14 protein-coding genes and 1 pseudogene are annotated in these 16454 nt (G+C 67.3%); 8 read left to right on the top strand and 7 right to left on the bottom strand.

Annotated elements, in window-relative coordinates; translation table 11 throughout:
* Positions 1-38: 38 nt before the first annotated feature.
* From G9E11_RS19105 to G9E11_RS19095, 3 genes are all read right to left on the bottom strand, one after another.
* Positions 39-1802 carry an acetyl/propionyl/methylcrotonyl-CoA carboxylase subunit alpha gene (locus G9E11_RS19105; protein WP_190608755.1) on the bottom strand — a complete coding sequence of 588 codons (1764 nt, stop codon included), beginning with the start codon at positions 1800-1802 and terminating at the stop codon, positions 39-41.
* Positions 1802-3454, bottom strand: coding sequence for a 5-oxoprolinase subunit B/C family protein (locus tag G9E11_RS19100; protein WP_311764420.1), 1653 nt, complete (start codon positions 3452-3454; stop codon positions 1802-1804). The genes G9E11_RS19105 and G9E11_RS19100 overlap by 1 nt, the downstream gene beginning before the upstream one ends.
* Before the next feature lie 160 nt (positions 3455-3614).
* The gene (locus G9E11_RS19095) at positions 3615-4373 is read right to left on the bottom strand and encodes a LamB/YcsF family protein (RefSeq protein ID WP_190608752.1); all 759 of its coding nucleotides are present in this window, start codon (positions 4371-4373) and stop codon (positions 3615-3617) included.
* Positions 4374-4477: 104 nt separating this feature from the next.
* On the opposite strand from G9E11_RS19095, the gene G9E11_RS19090 reads away from it, so the two are divergent.
* The 3 genes from G9E11_RS19090 to G9E11_RS19080 all read left to right on the top strand — a co-directional run bounded on the left by G9E11_RS19090 (position 4478) and on the right by G9E11_RS19080 (position 7597).
* Positions 4478-5152 carry a GntR family transcriptional regulator gene (locus tag G9E11_RS19090; protein WP_190608751.1) on the top strand — a complete coding sequence of 225 codons (675 nt, stop codon included), beginning with the start codon at positions 4478-4480 and terminating at the stop codon, positions 5150-5152.
* Positions 5153-5423: 271 nt separating this feature from the next.
* Positions 5424-6785: an MFS transporter gene (locus tag G9E11_RS19085; RefSeq protein ID WP_190608750.1), complete on the top strand. Its 1362-nt coding sequence runs from the start codon at positions 5424-5426 to the stop codon at positions 6783-6785.
* Positions 6782-7597 (top strand): putative hydro-lyase, encoded by an 816-nt coding sequence (locus tag G9E11_RS19080; protein ID WP_190608749.1) that lies wholly within the window; start codon positions 6782-6784, stop codon positions 7595-7597. Before G9E11_RS19085 ends, G9E11_RS19080 begins: the two co-directional genes overlap by 4 nt.
* A 98-nt stretch (positions 7598-7695) precedes the next feature.
* Here the strand turns inward: G9E11_RS19080 and G9E11_RS19075 are convergent, their stop codons facing one another.
* A complete protein-coding gene (locus G9E11_RS19075) occupies positions 7696-8490 on the bottom strand; it encodes a carbon-nitrogen hydrolase family protein (RefSeq protein WP_190608747.1) in 795 nt (264 codons plus the stop codon).
* A 32-nt stretch (positions 8491-8522) separates the two neighbouring features.
* Here G9E11_RS19075 and G9E11_RS19070 point away from each other — a divergent pair, with 32 nt between their 5' ends.
* Positions 8523-9179, top strand: coding sequence for a GntR family transcriptional regulator (locus tag G9E11_RS19070; RefSeq protein ID WP_190608745.1), 657 nt, complete (start codon positions 8523-8525; stop codon positions 9177-9179).
* Positions 9180-9261: 82 nt separating this feature from the next.
* On the opposite strand, the gene G9E11_RS19065 is transcribed toward G9E11_RS19070, so the two are convergent.
* A complete protein-coding gene (locus tag G9E11_RS19065; RefSeq protein ID WP_203219266.1) occupies positions 9262-10656 on the bottom strand; it encodes an MFS transporter in 1395 nt (464 codons plus the stop codon).
* Positions 10657-10804: 148 nt separating this feature from the next.
* On the opposite strand from G9E11_RS19065, the gene G9E11_RS19060 reads away from it, so the two are divergent.
* Entirely contained in the window at positions 10805-11491 is a 687-nt protein-coding gene (locus G9E11_RS19060) for a DUF2848 domain-containing protein (RefSeq protein WP_190608742.1), read from the top strand.
* Positions 11492-11566: 75 nt separating this feature from the next.
* On the opposite strand, the gene G9E11_RS19055 is transcribed toward G9E11_RS19060, so the two are convergent.
* Positions 11567-12439 carry a phosphatase PAP2 family protein gene (locus G9E11_RS19055; protein ID WP_190609189.1) on the bottom strand — a complete coding sequence of 291 codons (873 nt, stop codon included), beginning with the start codon at positions 12437-12439 and terminating at the stop codon, positions 11567-11569.
* A 256-nt stretch (positions 12440-12695) separates the two neighbouring features.
* Positions 12696-13973 (bottom strand): pyridoxal phosphate-dependent aminotransferase, encoded by a 1278-nt coding sequence (locus G9E11_RS19050; protein ID WP_190608740.1) that lies wholly within the window; start codon positions 13971-13973, stop codon positions 12696-12698.
* Between the two features lie 130 nt (positions 13974-14103).
* Here G9E11_RS19050 and G9E11_RS19045 point away from each other — a divergent pair, with 130 nt between their 5' ends.
* The 3 genes and pseudogenes from G9E11_RS19045 to G9E11_RS19035 all read left to right on the top strand — a co-directional run.
* Positions 14104-14571: a hypothetical protein gene (locus G9E11_RS19045; protein ID WP_190608738.1), complete on the top strand. Its 468-nt coding sequence runs from the start codon at positions 14104-14106 to the stop codon at positions 14569-14571.
* The gene (locus G9E11_RS19040; RefSeq protein WP_311764419.1) at positions 14572-15540 is read left to right on the top strand and encodes an LssY C-terminal domain-containing protein; all 969 of its coding nucleotides are present in this window, start codon (positions 14572-14574) and stop codon (positions 15538-15540) included.
* Between the two features lie 51 nt (positions 15541-15591).
* Positions 15592-15981, top strand: a pseudogene (locus tag G9E11_RS19035) (ASCH domain-containing protein); the annotation flags it as partial.
* Positions 15982-16454: the final 473 nt, after the last annotated feature.

Below are 16454 nucleotides of genomic sequence, written 5' to 3'. Positions count from 1 at the left end.
GCCGTCGTCCGTTGCTTAGCCGGCAAGCTGCGGAGCCGCTACCCGATGAGCGCCAGGACCGAGCCGGACGTGACCACTTCGCCGGGGCCAGCGGCGACGCCGGACAGGACGCCGCCCCGATGGGCGGGAACGCTGGTCTCCATCTTCATCGCCTCCAGCACCACCACCGGATCACCCGCTGCCACATCGGTACCCGGCTCCACGAGCCACTTCACCACGGTGCCGCTCATGGCGGCCCGGAGTTCGGCCGGGTCAGGGGTGCTGGACCCGCCGTCGGGAGAGCCAGCGACCGAAGAGGCACCCAGGCCGCCGGGAAGTGCCTGGCCCGATCGGGCCCAGCCGTCCAGCAGGTCGGCCGGAAGCCCGACGGCAAGCCGGCGGCCGTCCACGTCGACGGTGACGGTGCGCCGCCGGCCTTCGGGGCCGGTGGTGCTGAAGTCGGGATCTGCCGGGATCTGGCCGGCGAAGTCCGTCTCGATCCAGCGGGTGTGGACGTCCAGACCGGTCTCGGACGTGAAGTCCGCTGCCTCCACCACGGCGCGGTGGAAGGGCAGGACGGTGGCCACGCCGGTGATGCTGATCTCGGCCAGCGCGCGGCGGGCGCGCCGGAGCGCCTGCTGGCGGTCGGCTCCGGTGACGATCAGCTTCGCCAGGAGCGAGTCGAACTGCGGAGCGACGAAGGAGCCGGAGTGGACGCCGGTGTCCAGCCGGATGCCGGGGCCGGTGGGTGCGGTGAATTCGGTGACGGTGCCGGGGGAGGGCAGGAAGCCGCGCCCCACGTCCTCGGCGTTGATCCTGAATTCAAAAGCGTGGCCGCGCGGAGCCGGGTCTTCCGTATGGGACAGCCGTTCCCCGGCGGCGATCCGGAACTGCTCCTGTACCAGATCGATCCCGGTGGTTTCCTCGGTGATGGGGTGTTCCACCTGCAGCCGCGTGTTCACCTCCAGGAAGGCCACGGTGCCGTCGGCGGCGACCAGGAACTCCACCGTCCCCGCACCCGAGTAGCGCGCCTCCCGGCAAACTGCCTTGGCGGCGTCGTAAATCTGCCCCCGCTGCCCGTCGCTGAGGAACGGCGCGGGGGCCTCCTCCACCAGCTTCTGGTGGCGCCGCTGGAGGGAACAGTCGCGGGTTCCGACGACGATGACGTTGCCGTGCGTGTCGGCCAGCACCTGCGCCTCCACGTGCCGCGGCCGGTCCAGGTAGCGTTCCACGAAGCATTCGCCGCGGCCGAACGCGGCCACCGCCTCGCGCACGGCGGAGTCGAAGGCCTCCTCGACCTCCTCCATGTTCCGCACCACCTTGAGGCCACGCCCGCCGCCGCCGAAGGCCGCCTTGATGGCGATAGGGAGCCCGTGCTGCTCCGCGAAGGCGCGGGCTTCGGCGGCGGATTCCACCGGCCCGTCGCTGCCTGCCACGAGCGGGGCGCCGGCACGGACCGCGATCTCGCGTGCCGTGATCTTGTTGCCCAGCTGGCGGATCGCCTCCGGCGTCGGCCCGATCCAGGCGAGTCCGGCGTCGAGCACGGCCTGCGCAAAGTCCGCGTTCTCGGACAGGAAGCCGTACCCGGGATGGACCGCGTCCGCCCCGGCAGCGGCTGCCGCGCCGAGGAGTTTCTCGATGTTCAGGTAGGTGTCGGCCGGGGAGTTACCGCCGAGGCTGAACGCCTCGTCCGCGGCGGCGACGTGCATGGCGTCCGCGTCGATGTCCGCATACACAGCCACGGAGGCCAGCTGTGCATCGTCGCAGGCCCGGGCGATCCGGACGGCGATTTCGCCGCGGTTGGCAATGAGGACCTTGTGCATCAGTTGCTCGCTTTTCTTTGTGGAGTCTCTTCGTGAGGAGTCTCTTCGGAGGGGCCGGCGGGGGCGGCAGTTTCGGGGGCGATACGGAAGCGGATGCTGCCGCCGATCGGGATCTGGGCGGCCAGGTCGAGTTGGTCGTCGACCACCACGCCGATCACCGGGTACCCGCCTGTAATAGGATGGTCGGCGAGGAAGAGCACGGGCAGGCCCTCCGGGGGCATCTGGATGGCGCCCGCTACCGTTCCCTCGCTGGGAAGCTCGCCCGTGCGGCTCCGCTCCAGGGGTGTTCCCTGCAGCCTCATGCCCACGCGGTTGGACTCCGGCTTGACCGTCCAGTCCTGTGCGCAGAGGGAGTCGATCGCGGCCTGGTCGAACCAGTCAGCGCGCGGTCCGAGGATGATGTCCAGCACGGTGACGTCCTCGCCGGGATAGTCAGGCTGGATTTCCGGGCTGCCCACGACACCGGATTCGGCGGCGCCGCCGGACGGCAGCAGCTGGTTCGCTGCCAGCGGCTTCGGCCCGATACCGGACATCGTGTCCGTGGAGCGGCTGCCCAGCACCGGTGGTGCGTCCACCCCGCCCCGGACAGCGACATAGCTGCGGAAGCCGGCGGCGGGAACACCGATGGTGAGGATTTCGCCGTCGAGCAGGGCGAACGGCGCGGCCACCGGGACGGTGCGCTGCCGCGCCTCTGTATCGCCGGTTTCCGCCGGGTCGGTTTCCGTTTCGGTGGGGGCGGCCGACGGCGTCACGACGGTGAGTGCCGACGGCGCCCCCGCTACGGCCAGGACCTGGTCCCCGACGGCCTGGAGCCTGAGCCCGCCGGAGACGGTTTCGATGGCGGCGGCGGACGGCGCGTTCCCAACGAGGCGGTTGGCCCGGCGGAGCGAAGCCCGGTCCAGCGCACCGGCGGCGGAAACGCCGAGGGCCGAATGCCCCTGCCGGCCAAGGTCCTCGATGAGGCTGTGAATGCCGGGCGACAGGACACGGAGTCCGGAGGCCGTGGCCGGATCAGTCTGTTGGCTGTCCTGGGATCCTTGACTAGCCAGCTGAACCACGTCGCGGACGGCACGGAACTGGACGCGGTGCCCGGGGCTTGCCAGCGCCGGTTCCGGACGGTCGAGGTCCCACATCTTGGCTCCGGTGCGGCCGATTAGCTGCCAGCCACCCGGAGACTTGCGCGGGTAGACGGCCGAGTAGTTGCCGGCCAGCGCCACCGATCCCGCCGGGACCGCCGTGCGCGGGGAACTCCGGCGCGGAACCTCCAAGGCCTGGTTCTCGCCCACCATGTAGCCAAAGCCCGGTGCGAAACCAGCGAAGGCAACGGTCCAGACCTGGCCCGTATGGGCGGTGATCACACCGTCGGCACCGAGGCCGGTTAGCTTCCCAACCTCGGCGAGATCCTCGCCGTCGTACACGGTGTCAATGACCACCAGGCCGCCGGCCTGCTCCGCCGGTGCCGTGAGATCCAGCTCCAGGAGGGCCTGCCCGATGCGCCGTGCGGCTGCGGGGGAATCTGCCCTGACCATGACGGTCTCGGCGGCGGCCAGGACATCCTGCTGGCCCGGAAACGGAGCCTCAAGGAGTGCGGCCTGCAGGGCGAGGACATCCTGCGTGCCGGAAACCACGGCGAGGACAGTGCGCGTTCCCACCGGCCGCACCGCGCGTACCCTGCCGGGGCGGGGGCCGCTCGAAGGCGCGGTGTTTGGGGGCAGAGAATTTGGGATTGCCTCCGGCGCGGGCTGGCCGGACGAAGAGGAAGGCGCGTCAATGTTGGTGTGTGCCATGGGGTCCTGAATCCGTCGCTTCATGCTAGACGAAGGCCTTGATGGTGATGCCGGCGGCGTCGAGCGCCCTCTTCACGGCGACGGCCATAGCCACCGCGCCGGGTGAATCCCCGTGGACGCACACCGATTCAGCATTGATCAGCAGATCCGAGCCGTCGATCGCGGTGATGGCCTCCCCGGTGGTCATCTGCAGGACACGGGCGGCAACCGACTCAGGGTCCTCCAAGACGGAACCCGGCTGGGTGCGGGAGGTCAGCGTGCCGTCGGGGTTGTACGCACGGTCCGCGAACGCCTCGGAGACGGCGCGGAGCCCGGCTTCCTCCGCGAGCCGCAGCACTTCGGATCCTGGCAGGCCAAGGATGGGCAGATCGGGATTTACCGACTTCACCGCGTCCACCACGGCGCGTGCCTGCGCGGTGTTGTGGACGATCGCGTTGTAGAGGCCGCCGTGCGGCTTGACGTAGCGGACCCGGGTGCCGGCCGTTGCGGCCAGTGCCTGCAGCGCGCCGATCTGGTAGACGACGTCGTCGGCCAGTTCGCGCGGGTCGACGTCCATGTACCGGCGTCCGAATCCGGCAAGGTCGCGGTAGCCCACATGAGCCCCGACCACCACGCCGGACTTGGCGGCGGCCTCGCAGGTTGCCCGGATGACGCTGGGGTCCCCGGCGTGGAATCCGCAGGCCACGTTGGCGCTGGACAGGGAAGCCATTATGGCCGCATCGTCTCCCAGGCTCCATCGCCCGAAGGATTCACCGACGTCACTGTTCAAATCAATTGCGTGCATTGTGACCCTCATCTCAAGTCGTCCTTACACAAGGATGCACCCTCCGGCGAAAATGTTCAACAATTCAACAATCCAATTGTGGTTGGTTCGTGTAAATTCGGTGTATGGCCACAGTCAATCCGAGTTCAGGTGTATCGAGGCTGCGCGTCGCCGTGCCCGCGGTGGCCACCCGCGTTGCCAGTGAGCTGCGGCTCCAAATTGCGGAAGGTGCGCTTCTTCCCGGGGCGAAGCTGAAGGAAGAAGCACTCTCCGAGGAGCTCGGGGTTTCACGCAATACGGTGCGCGAGGCGTTTGCCGAGCTCGCCAGCGAGCGCCTGGTGGTCCGGCAGCCCAACCGGGGCGTCTTTGTTGCCAGCCTCGAGGTCAGCGACATTCATGACGTCTACATCGTCCGGCGCGCCATCGAGGTCAGTGCGGTTCGCGGTGGCGGAAGCATCGAAAGTATCGCCGCAGTGCGCGCTGCCGTGGAGGAAGGGAAGCGCGCTGCCAAGGCCGGCGACAGTGAGGGACTGGGGAGCGCGAATGCGCATTTCCATGGTGCCCTGGTGGCGATGGCCGGCAGCGAACGCCTGAATGTCATCATGTCGCAGGTGCTGGCCGAGATGCGGCTGTTCTTCCACAAGGCCTCCATTGACGGCGGCTTCTACCAGGACTACCTGGCTGACAACGACCAGATCTGCAAGGCCCTCGAAGCGGGGGACAATGACCTCGCGGCCGAGCGCCTCCTGTCCTACCTCGCCAGGTCCGAGGAGCACCAGACCGCAGTTCACGCGTCATAGCTGGCGCTTTTCTGTAGTTGCAGCCACTGCCCTTGCCGGTGTGATGCACGCCTTGACGGTGTGACCCAGGTCGCGTACATTGTTCAACAAGTTCGGATTGTTCTACATTTCCACAATCCAACAGAATGCTCCGCTTTCGGCGGCTCTCCCGGGGAAGCCGCCAACCAGCCCCAGTGCCCGCGCCTTGTCAACGTCGCAGGCCCGGGCAGGCTGGCACAACAGCGCATCCGCAGCACGACGGAGGCATCCACACTCTTCATGGAGGAACAAAATGGCCAATCAATCCGCAATGGCCTCCGCAGGTTCCAGGCCCGCTGTCGGGCGCAAGGACATGTACAAAGCATTCGCGGCCAGCCTCACCGGTACCGCGCTGGAGTTCTACGACTTCGCGGTCTACTCCGCCGCGGCCGCCATCGTTTTCCCGCTGATCTTCTTCCCGGCCTCGGACCCGGTGACGGGCACCCTGCTGGCGTTCTCCACCTACGCGGTGGGCTACATTTCCCGGCCGGTCGGCGGCATCATTTTCGGCCGGCTCGGCGACGAGATCGGCCGCAAGAAGATCCTGGTCATCACGCTGATGCTGATCGGCGTCGCCACCTTCCTCATCGGCCTGCTGCCTACCTATGGCAACATCGGCATCCTGGCCCCGGCCATCCTCGTCTTCCTGCGGTTCGCGCAGGGCGTCGGCGTGGGCGGCGAGTGGGGCGGCGCGGTCCTGCTGTCCAGCGAATTCGGCGACCCCCGCCGTCGCGGTTTCTGGGCCTCCGCAGCGCAGATCGGCCCGCCCGCAGGCAACCTGCTGGCCAACGGCGCACTCGCCGTCCTCACGCTCACCCTGTCCGAGCAGGCCTTCCTGGACTACGGCTGGCGCATTGCGTTCCTGATCTCGGCCGTGCTGGTGGCGTTCGGGTTGTGGATCCGCCTCAAGCTCGAGGACACCCCCATTTTCAAGGCCATGGAAGCCCGCGGCGACCAGCCCAAAGCCCCGATCAGGGAAGTCCTCACCACGCAGCGCCGTCCGCTCCTTGCTGCCATGCTCAGCCGCATCGGCCCGGACGTCACCTACGCATTGTGTACCGTCTTCACCCTGACGTACGGCATCCAGGAACTTGGCTTCGACCGTGGCCAGGTCCTCGTGGCGGTACTGGTCGGTTCAGGCCTCCAGCTGTTCACGATGCCGCTTGCGGGCGCCATCTCCGACCGGATCAACCGGCGCCTCGTTTACGGCATCGCTGCAGTGGCTGCCGCTGTCTGGGCCTACCTGTTCTTCATCGTGCTTGAAGGCCGTTCCCCGGTGATGCTCGTCGTGGGAACCGTACTCGGCCTGCTCTGCCATTCCTTCATGTACGGCCCGCAGGCCGCGTTCGTCGTCGAGCAGTTCACGCCGCGGCTCCGCTCCACCGGAAGCTCGCTGGCGTACACCTTCGCGGGCATCATCGGCGGCGCCATCGCACCGTTCATGTTCACCCTGCTGCAGAGCACCTTCCACAGCTGGGTCCCGGTGGCCATCTATCTCAGCGTCGCTTGCCTGCTGACAATCGTGGGCCTGGCCATCGGCCGGGACTCCAATGTGGCAGAGGACGAGGAGTACCTGAAGGGGTCCACCGAAATAGTAGAGAGCGGCACCCTATGAGCCAGGAGAATGCCATCAGTCAGTCGAACGGACTCGTGGCGCCGGCCGAAGCCCGCCGGCAGTTCCGCAACGGCCTGGTCACCCCGACCTCCGGCTGGAGCGATGGCTACACGCAGGCGAACCTGATAGCGGTGACGGCTGACTACGCCGAGGAATTCCTGGAGTTCTGCCGGCTCAATCCCAAGGCCTGCCCCGTCATCGACGTCATTCCGGCCGGCAAGTACGAAAGTTCCCTCGCCGCGGGTTCGGACATCCGGACCGACATCCCCGCCTACCGGGTGTGGGAGGACGGAGTCCTTTCCGCCGAGGTCCCCGACGCCACCCCGCTTTGGCGCGACGACATGGTGGGCGTGCTGATCGGCTGCAGCTTCACGTTCGAAGCCGCCCTGGCCGGCGCCGGCATCCCGCTTCGCCACACCGAGATGGGGCGCAATGTGCCCATGTACCGCACCAGCGTCGAGTGCACCCCGGCAGGACGGATCCACGGCCCCATGGTCGTCTCGATGCGCCCGATGCCGGCCGAACTGGTGGAAACCGCCATCAGCGTGACCGCGGAGGTGCCGAAGGTCCACGGCGCGCCGGTCCATGTCGGATCGCCCGAGGACCTGGGCATTGCCGATATTTCCCGGCCAGATTTCGGGGATCCGGTGGACATTCGGCCCGGGGAAGTGCCGGTTTTCTGGGCCTGCGGAGTCACACCGCAGAGCGCGGTGATGGCATCCAGGCCGGCGTTCGCGATCAGCCACGCACCCGGGCACATGTTCATCACGGATGTTCCGGAAAGCTCCTACCGCGTGCCGGCGGCTAACTAGTCGTGCCGGAAGGGAACTGACCAAAGAGAAAAGCGGGGCGTGGCCACCAAGGTGGCCGCGCCCCGCCGTCGTATTTCCCGGGAACCCGTCTGGCGAGCCTAGAAACTCCGGGCGTTTGCCAGCACGGGCAACTTTCCGCGGACGTCCGGGATGATGGCCGGATCGAAGTCCACCACGGCCAGTTCAGGTTCGCCGCCCAGCGCCGCCAGTGGAGAACCCAGCGGGGAAATCACAGCGCTGTGGCCGATCCCGGTGGGCGCAGCGCCGGCGGACGGGAGCCCGAGGGTGGCCGGATCGCCCTGCCCGCACGCCACCACAAACGTGGTGCTGTCCACCGCCCGGGCGCGGACCAGCAGGTCCCACTGCTCGGCCTTTCCTTCCCCGGCACCCCAGGACGCGCAGACGATGTTGATGGCAGCGCCGGCCCTCGCGTTGGCCGTGAACAGCGCCGGGAAGCGCACGTCGTAGCAGGTGGCCAGGCCAATAGCGGTGCCGTTGACTTCGAAGGTCACCGGCGTCGTACCCGCATCCACCGAATCGGACTCGGCAAAGCCGAACGCGTCGAAGAGGTGGATCTTGTCGTAGGACGTGTCGATGCCGGGGCCGGTCACCAGCAGGGTGTTCCGCACCCGTCCGCCCGCCCCGGGCGTGAACATGCCAACGACGACGGCGATGTCCAGTTCCGCGGCAATTGCCCGGACCGCGGTGGCCCACGGCCCGTCCAGTGGTTCGGCGATATCTGCCAGCGGATTTCCGAAGGCGCACATGGAGGCCTCGGGGAACACCACCAGTTCGGCCCCGGCCTCTTTTGCCCGGGTGGCGTAATCCCGGACCAGCTCCAGATTGGCCGTGAGGTCGGCGCTGCTGACGATCTGGGCGACTGCTAAACGCATGGATCTGCTCTTCTCTGTTGTATACCTGATGTATGCGAAAAAGTTCGGGGACGGCCGCGTCGGGCCGGGCGAAGGCGTACGAGTACCTGCGCGAGAACATCCTGACCGATCCGGAGATGCAGGGGCGCTTCCTCAACGAGCAGGAGCTGGCCGCCCAAATCGGTGTCTCGCGCACCCCGGTCCGGGAGGCCCTCCTCCTGCTGGTCTCCGACGGCCTGGTGGAGCTGATCCCGCAGCGCGGGGCCTACGTTCCCCCGGTGACCGGCCGCGAAATCTCGGAACTGATGGAGCTGCGCGGTGTGCTGGAAAGCCACGCCGCCCGCCTTGTCATCGAGCACCGGAGCGTGCCGGCCGACAAGATGCGGGACACCCTCGACCAACAGGCCAAAGTACCCGAAGACCAGGGGGCCGAGGCTGCACAGGAGTTCATCCGCCTCGACACGCTCTTCCATCAGCAGCTGATTGACGCGGCGGGCAACGAGCTGATTTCCCGGACCTACAGCAAGCTGCACGTCCGGCAGATCGTCGTCGGGGTTTCCGCCCTGTTTCGGACCGGCGGCCGGCGCGAACAGGTGTGCTCCGAACACCAGGACATCCTCGACGCCCTGGTGTCCGGAGACTCCGCGAAGGCGCAGGAGGCCATCGACCATCACCTGGCCGTCACCCGCGACATCCTCCTCCGCACCTGACCCGCACACCGCATGGAGTTTATGTCCAGATAATGGGGCTTCGGAGGCTCTTAGCGGCCAATATCTGGACAAAAACTCGAAACTAGACCGCGCCGGACTGCGTGCGCGCCGAGGCGGAGCCTTCCAGGAGCAGCCGGTAATCGAGGTCCTCGATGGTGTCGTTGTCCCGGCCGAGTGCCAGTCCCACCAGGGTCACGGCTGACGCCACCGCCACGTAGATGGCCACCGGAATCCAGGTTCCGAACTCGGCGAGCAGCAGGGTGAACAGCAGGGGAGCGATGGCACCGCCGATCACACCCGCGAAGGTGTATGCCAGCGAGCTGCCGGTGGACCGGAGCCGCGGGGAGAACTGCTCCACAATGAAGGCGGCCTGCGGGCCGTACATAAAGGAGTGGGCCATGAGGCCGAGGACGATGCCGATAATCAGCATCGGCTGGTTGTTCCCGCCCAGGACGCCGAAGAAGATGAACGTCCACACTGCCCCCACCACAGCGCCCACGCCGTAGACCAGACGGCGGTTGAAGCGGTCGGAGACGTAGCCGGCCAGCGGGATCATGAACAGCTGGAAGGCGGAGCCGATCAGGACGGCGGTCAGTACCTGGTTGCGCTCGTAGCCGAGGACCTGGATGCCGTAGGTGAGCGTGAAGACCGTGAACAGGGCGTACAGCACATCCGGGCCCACGCGGCAGAGAATGGCGGCGATCAGCGGGCGGAGTTCCTTGCTGAAGACCTCGCGGACCGGGGCGTGGGGCTGCTCACCATGGGCCGCGATGGCCTTGAAGATCGGGGTGTCCTCAAGCCGCAGCCGGATCCAGAGGCCAAAGCCAACCAACACTGCGGAGACAAGGAACGCGATGCGCCAGCCGAAGCTCAGGAACTGCTCCTCGGTGAGGGCGACGGTCAGGACGGCGAGCGCGCCGTTTGCCAGCAGGTTGCCGGCGGGCGGTCCCACCTGCGCGGCGGAAGCCCAGAACCCGCGGCGGTGCGGGTCGCCGTACTCACTGGAGAGCAGGACGGCGCCGCCCCATTCGCCGCCCACGCCCACGCCCTGCGCGAACCGCAGCAGGACCAGAAGGATTCCTGCCGTCGCGCCGATGTTTGCGTAGCCGGGCAGCACGCCGATCAGCACCGTGGCCACGCCGATGATCATCAGCGTGGTCACCAGGACTTTCTTGCGGCCGATGCGGTCCCCGAGCCGGCCGAAGATAATACCGCCGACCGGGCGGGACACGTAGCCGACGGCGTACGTGGAGAATGCGAGGACGGTCCCGGTCAGCGGATCGGTCGCAGGGAAGAAGACGACAGGAAATACGACCGCGGCAGCCGCCGAGTAGACGGCGAAGTCGTACCACTCAAGTGCTGTGCCGGTGAGGCTGGCGGCAAAGGCCTTGTACAGGCCCTTGGGGTGAATCGTCGGGTGCGGGGTGGCGTGCGGATGATGCGCTGTGCCCGGATCGGGAACTGGAGCGTTGGCCATGGTGTTGTCCTCCACGAGGTTCTTATAGTGACGCCTGTCACGCTGGCGTTAAATGTATACATTACGCATACTGGATGTACATTGGCGACCGTTTCCGGTTTCCGATCTGTAAATTTCCGCAGCAGCACATGCAAAGGATGGATCCACGATGACGACTCTGAGCTTTGAACTACCCGATGGCCGCACGCAGGACGTGGAGGTCAAGCACCTCCTGAATGCCGGCTACGCGGGGCGTGAGCAGGATGAGGTCCAGGCCCACATTGCTGAACTCGCTGAACTCGGTGTTCCGGGGCCCACCACCACTCCCGCCCTGTATCCAGTGTCCCCCTATCTGGCCCAGCAGGTATCGGAAGTTCGGGTCCAGCATGGGCGGACTTCCGGGGAGGCCGAATGGGCCATGGTCCTCACCGAGGACGGTGTGCTGCTCACCGTCGCCTGCGACCACACGGACCGGGCGCTGGAGGTGCACGGCGTGGCCTGGAGCAAGAACGCCAGTCCGGATGTGCTGGGGCGCAGGGCCTGGAAGCTGGACGAGGTGCGGGGACACCTGGACCAGATCACGCTCAAGGCCTGGGTGGGGGAGGGGGACACCCCTGACACCCTCATCCAGGACAGCTCCCTCGAGGCCCTGCTGACCCCGGACTACTGGCTGGACGTCCTGACGGAACGCGGCCTGAATGCACCCGGGACCGTCCTCATCTCCGGCACCGTAGCCATGACCGCCGGCGTGGACCAGTTTGCCCGCAGCTGGAAGGTGGAAATGTCCGATCCCGTGACCGGAAACTCCGTCGATGTCCAGTACGTCGTGGAACAGATGGCTGAGCCGATCGGCTAAACGCTGCTGCCGCAAGAGGCGGACGACGACGGCGGGAGCCTCCCGCCGTCGTCGTTCTGTCTGCGATTTGGGTGCTTACGCGCGCTCCGGCCTGGGAGCGTCTGCCCCCGGGGCCGTTCCCGCCGGGACCTCACCGCGTGCCCGCCGCTTCCGCACTGTCAGGTAGAGCCGGTGGGCGGTGACCACCAGGGCCAGCCACGCCGCGCCGAGTGCCCACGCGGCGAGGACGTCGGTGAGCCAGTGGTGGCCGAGGTACACCCTGCTCAACCCCATGGCGGCGGCGAACACAGCGGCGGCTGCGCCGGTGAGGACGCGGCTGCGGGCCGTCTTCAGCCGCAGGATGATCAGGTAGGCGACGATTCCCGCGATCACCACCGCATTCAGGGAATGGCCGCTGGGAAACGAGGCCGAATGTTCGTAGGGCGGAACGGCGTCGCTGAGGTCGGGGCGGGTGCGGCCGATCAGCCGCTTGCCCGCGATGGTCATCAGCAGGGAGCCCAGGCCCGCGGTGAGAATGAGGATGACAGGGGTCCACGACCGCCGCCGGTAGGCCAGGACGCCCATGACCGTCAGTGCCAGAATGGGCATGCCGATGGTTCCGCCCACATCGGTAAAGGCCGTGATGGCGACATCCAGGCCGGGGGAGCGCAGGCTCTTGCCGGCCGCCAGCACCGGATGGTCCAGGCCCGCCACCCCGTCGGCCTGGACCACCGACTCATACACCTCAGCAAAGGCTGCGGTGAGGACGGCAGCGATGACCGCTCCCACCAGCAGCGTCAGGACCAGGGCGCCGTGCGGGCCCAGGAACTGGCTGATGCGCTGGACGGCCGCGACCAAAAGGCGGCCGAAGCGGCCCTGCCAGCGGGTGAGATCCTTGCCTCCGACGGTTGTGTCCTGGCGGAGTTCGCCGCGCACGCCCGTCTGCGGCGTTCCCTGTTGATCGGTCAAGGGGCTGCCTGTCAGGAGTTTGTCCGTCAGTGGCTTGTCAGCCAGCGGTTCATCAGGCAAGGGGTGGGTCCTGTCTCTCGTGGCTGACTGCGCGCTCAGCGCAAGGGCATTTAGTAAGCAACCTTACTGGTTGCCTCCCGGGCCGTCCACGCGTACAGCCGTCCGTGCCAGTTGCCGTCCCCACGGAAGCAAAAGCGGACGACGGCGGGAACCTCCCGCCGTCGTCCGCTTTCCCGGGCCGCTATGGCGGCAGTGCTCAGGCGCTCAGTTCGTCCGTACCGTGGTGGGCGTTGCCGGACATGGCGCGGGCGCGGCCCGCCTTGGCCCGGTACGAGGACAGGAAGGTGGCGATGCGCCGTACGGCCTCGCGGATGTCATCCACGGCGGGCAGGATGACGAACCTGAAATGGTCCGTGGCGTGCCAGTGGAACGCCGTCCCATGCGAGACCAGGATCTTCTGGTCCTGGAGCAGGTCAAGGACGAACTGCTCGTCGTCCGCGAACGGGTACATCTCTGCGTCCAGCTTCGGGAACAGGTACATCGCGCCGGCAGCAGGCACGCAGCTGACCCCGGGGATCTCGTTGAGCAGCCGGCAGGCGAGGTCGCGCTGTTCGCGCAGGCGTCCGCCGGGCCGGATCAGGTCCGTGATGCTTTGGTAGCCGCCCAGCGACGTCTGGATCGCATGCTGCGCGGGAACGTTCGGGCAGAGCCGGAGCGAGGCCAGCAGCTCCAGCGACTCCCGGTAGGCGGCGGTGGCCCAGCGCGGCCCGCTCACGGCCACCCAGCCGGCCCTGTACCCGGGCATCCGGTACGCCTTGGACAGGCCGGAGAACGTCAGCACCGGAATGTCCCGGGCCACGGAAGCCGTGTGGATGTGGACTTTGTCCTCGAACAGGATCTTTTCGTAGATCTCATCGGAAAACAGCACCAGGTCATGGCGCCGGGCCAGATCGGCGAACCCCTCCAGGACGTGCCGGGGATAGACGGCCCCGGTGGGGTTATTGGGGTTGATGAGGACGATAGCACGTGTGCGGTCGGTGATCTTCGCCTCGACGTCGGCCAGGTCCGGCCACCAGTTGTTCTCCTCATCGCACATGTAGTGCACGGCGCTGCCGCCGCAGAGCACGGTGGCTGCCGTCCACAGCGGGTAGTCCGGTGACGGGATGAGGACCTCGTCGCCGTCTTCCAGGAATGCCTGGAGTGTCATGGAAATGAGCTCGCTGACCCCGTTGCCGATGAAGATGTCCTCGACGCCGATCTCCATCAGGCCCTTGGTCTGGTAGTACTGCGAGATGGCGGTCCGGGCGGAGAAGATGCCTTTCGAGTCGCTGTAGCCCTGGGCCTCGCGCAGGTGGTGGATCATGTCCACCACGATGGATTCCGGCGCATGCAGGCCGAACGGCGCCGGATCCCCGAGGTTCATGCGCAGAATGCTGTGGCCTTCGGCCTCCATCTTCTTCGCCGCGTGCTGCACCGGACCCCTGAGGTCGTACCGGACATCTTGCAATCGGCTGGAATTCTGCATGGCGCGCATGAGGCATGTTTTCACAGCTGCAATGCTCCGGACAACGTGACGCTCTGATGGCTGGCGTTGCCGCGATCAGGGGCAACACGTAAGTTTCAGGATAGGAGTGCCCAGTACACGGCCAGAAGGAGAGTTGAGGATGTCCCTGTTCAAAGGACTCGTGAACGGAGCGCTCGCCGGCGCGGCAGGAACCACGGCGCTGAATGCTGTCAGCTACCTGGACATGGTGTGGCGGGGCCGGGCGGCGAGCACGACGCCCTCCGACTCGGTGGAGCGGCTGGCGGAACGGGCGGGCGTGACGATCCCGGGATCCGAGGCCCAGCGCGGAAACCGGGTGGAGGCGCTTGGTCCCCTGCTCGGGATCGCCACCGGCATGGGCCTCGGCGCTGTGCTGGGAGCGGCCGGATCACTGGGGGTTCGCACCGGGCCAGTCCGGTCGGTGGCGGTGGCCTCCGTGGCCGCCCTGCTCGTCTCCAACGTTCCCATGACCGCCCTGGGGGTGACTGATCCGCGGACCTGGAGTGCTGCGGACTGGGTCAGCGACATCGTGCCGCACGTCGCGTACGGCGCGGTCACGGGCCACCTGCTGGAGCACCTGCCCAAGTAGGTGGCCAGCCAAACGATTCAGGAGCCGGAGCACTCCCGGCCGGACAGCCGGAAGGCCCGCTGGGGCACCCGCTGGGCCACCGTCGTCGCCGTCCTCCAGCGGCTGCTGTACGTGGCCATCACCGGAGCCATGGGCTGGGCCGTCTATTTCTTCCTGCTCGCCCGGCTGGCCAGGGGACCGGAGCAGGTGTGGGTGTTCCTCCCCGTCTGGCTCATCGCCGCCTACGCCTTCCTGCCCCGCGTCCACAAGATCTTCAGCAGCCTGTACCTGCCGAATTACTTCATCGGGCGTGCCCGCACCGGCGACGGCGTGCTGGGCGATCCGGTCAACCTTGCGGTCATCGGCCCGGCGGACGAGCTCCGCACCGCGATGCTCACGGCTGGGTGGATTGAGTCCGACCCCGTCACCCCGGCCACCGCCTGGCGCACCCTCACCGCGACGCTTCTGGGCCGGAGCTATCCGCAGTCGCCCGTCAGTGCCCTGTACGTCTTCGGCAACAAGCAGGACATGGCGTTCCAGCGGGAGATCGATGGCAACCCGCGCAAGCGGCACCATGTGCGGTTCTGGAAATGCCCGGACGGCTGGATGCTTCCCGGCGGGTTCGCCGTCGACTGGGTGGGCGCCGGGACATACGACAAGAGCGTGGGTCTCTCGCTCTTCACGTTCCAGATCACACACAAGATCGCCGACGGGACCGACGAGGAGCGCGATTTCATCATCGGCACGCTGCAAACGGCACATGCCGTGGAATCCGTGCACGTGATCCGGCATTTCTCCTCCGGTTATCACCACCGCAACGGTGGCGGAGACAGCATCCGCACGGACGGGCACCTTCCGATCATCGACCTCCGGCCGCCCGGCCAGGCAGACCCGACACGGCCATTTGAGCGCCAGGACACGCAAGAGAACGACGACGGGACGCACCCGCCGTCGTCCTTTCACCTTTGGCACAACGGCCCAGGGAATTGACCGCGTGCCGGCGCCTGTTCCGGAGCTGTCCGCCTTTGCCCTGACTACACGGTGGAGCGCTTCGGGGATTCCGCGGCCCTGGCCGATGAGCTGCTGCGGGCAGTGACGGAGGGGCCCAAGCGGGCCACTTCCGAACTCGCCTACGAATTCCTTTCGGCCGGGGACACCCTGCCCCGCACCGGGTCGCATTGGATCGCCTGTGACGGTGCCGGCGTCCCGCGCGTCGTGCTTCGGACCGTCGAACTGCGCCTCGGCCCGTTCACCAGCGCTGACGAAGCCTTCGCGCGGGATGAGGGCGAGGATGACGGGTCGCTGAAAAGCTGGCAGGCGGAGCACCGTAGGTACTGGACCCGGACCCGCGCCAGCCGGGGGCTGGAATGGACGGAATCCGACGAGATTGTTTTCGAACGGTTCCGGGTAGTCTGGCCGGCCGAGCTGGCGACCAGACCTAGGGTCCGCTGGCCGGGCCAAGCCCGGGACGACGGGCTCCGCCCGCCCGCGAGTGCCCAAGTAGCGGCCGCGGCGCAAATTCGAGTACCTGCTACAGGTGCCGTTCCGCGTGCCAGCCCATAGGGTTGAAGCATTGGGTGGTGGAAAGTGTGCGGGTACAAGCAAATTGCCGGCACACTCTGGGCTGGGACGGCCGCCACGGTTGTTGTCGGACCAGCCGGTCCTCCCCGGCTGATTCGGCACGTCGGTGATCGCCGAACATACAGCCGAAGGGCCCGGAAAGCCCCGGCTGACGGCCGGCAATCACGGTTGCGTACCCGATCCGGCCTAAAGTTGCCGCCTCACCTGCGAGGGCCCCCCATGAAAATTCCGAGGTCTGAACTTCCCGTCATCACGGCGGCTGTGAACACGGCACCTGTGAAGGCGGTCCCCGACCCACCATCCGGGCCGGCCCTGGCGGCCGG

Origin of the sequence: Arthrobacter ipis, from assembly GCF_014694315.1 — a bacterium.
Lineage (GTDB): Bacteria > Actinomycetota > Actinomycetes > Actinomycetales > Micrococcaceae > Arthrobacter > Arthrobacter ipis.
The sequence above is the reverse complement of the archived record's forward strand: the minus strand, read 5'-3'. Positions and strand labels throughout refer to the sequence as shown.

Coding starts and splice junctions, on each gene's coding strand:
- G9E11_RS19050 (WP_190608740.1), bottom strand. CDS start 13,973: ATGCGCGCCATGCAGAATTCCAGCCGATTGCAAGATGTCCGGTACGAC.
- G9E11_RS19085 (WP_190608750.1), top strand. CDS start 5,424: ATGGCCAATCAATCCGCAATGGCCTCCGCAGGTTCCAGGCCCGCTGTC.
- G9E11_RS19070 (WP_190608745.1), top strand. CDS start 8,523: ATGCGAAAAAGTTCGGGGACGGCCGCGTCGGGCCGGGCGAAGGCGTAC.
- G9E11_RS19095 (WP_190608752.1), bottom strand. CDS start 4,373: ATGCACGCAATTGATTTGAACAGTGACGTCGGTGAATCCTTCGGGCGA.
- G9E11_RS19105 (WP_190608755.1), bottom strand. CDS start 1,802: ATGCACAAGGTCCTCATTGCCAACCGCGGCGAAATCGCCGTCCGGATC.
- G9E11_RS19075 (WP_190608747.1), bottom strand. CDS start 8,490: ATGCGTTTAGCAGTCGCCCAGATCGTCAGCAGCGCCGACCTCACGGCC.
- G9E11_RS19090 (WP_190608751.1), top strand. CDS start 4,478: ATGGCCACAGTCAATCCGAGTTCAGGTGTATCGAGGCTGCGCGTCGCC.
- G9E11_RS19065 (WP_203219266.1), bottom strand. CDS start 10,656: ATGGCCAACGCTCCAGTTCCCGATCCGGGCACAGCGCATCATCCGCAC.
- G9E11_RS19080 (WP_190608749.1), top strand. CDS start 6,782: ATGAGCCAGGAGAATGCCATCAGTCAGTCGAACGGACTCGTGGCGCCG.
- G9E11_RS19060 (WP_190608742.1), top strand. CDS start 10,805: ATGACGACTCTGAGCTTTGAACTACCCGATGGCCGCACGCAGGACGTG.
- G9E11_RS19045 (WP_190608738.1), top strand. CDS start 14,104: ATGTCCCTGTTCAAAGGACTCGTGAACGGAGCGCTCGCCGGCGCGGCA.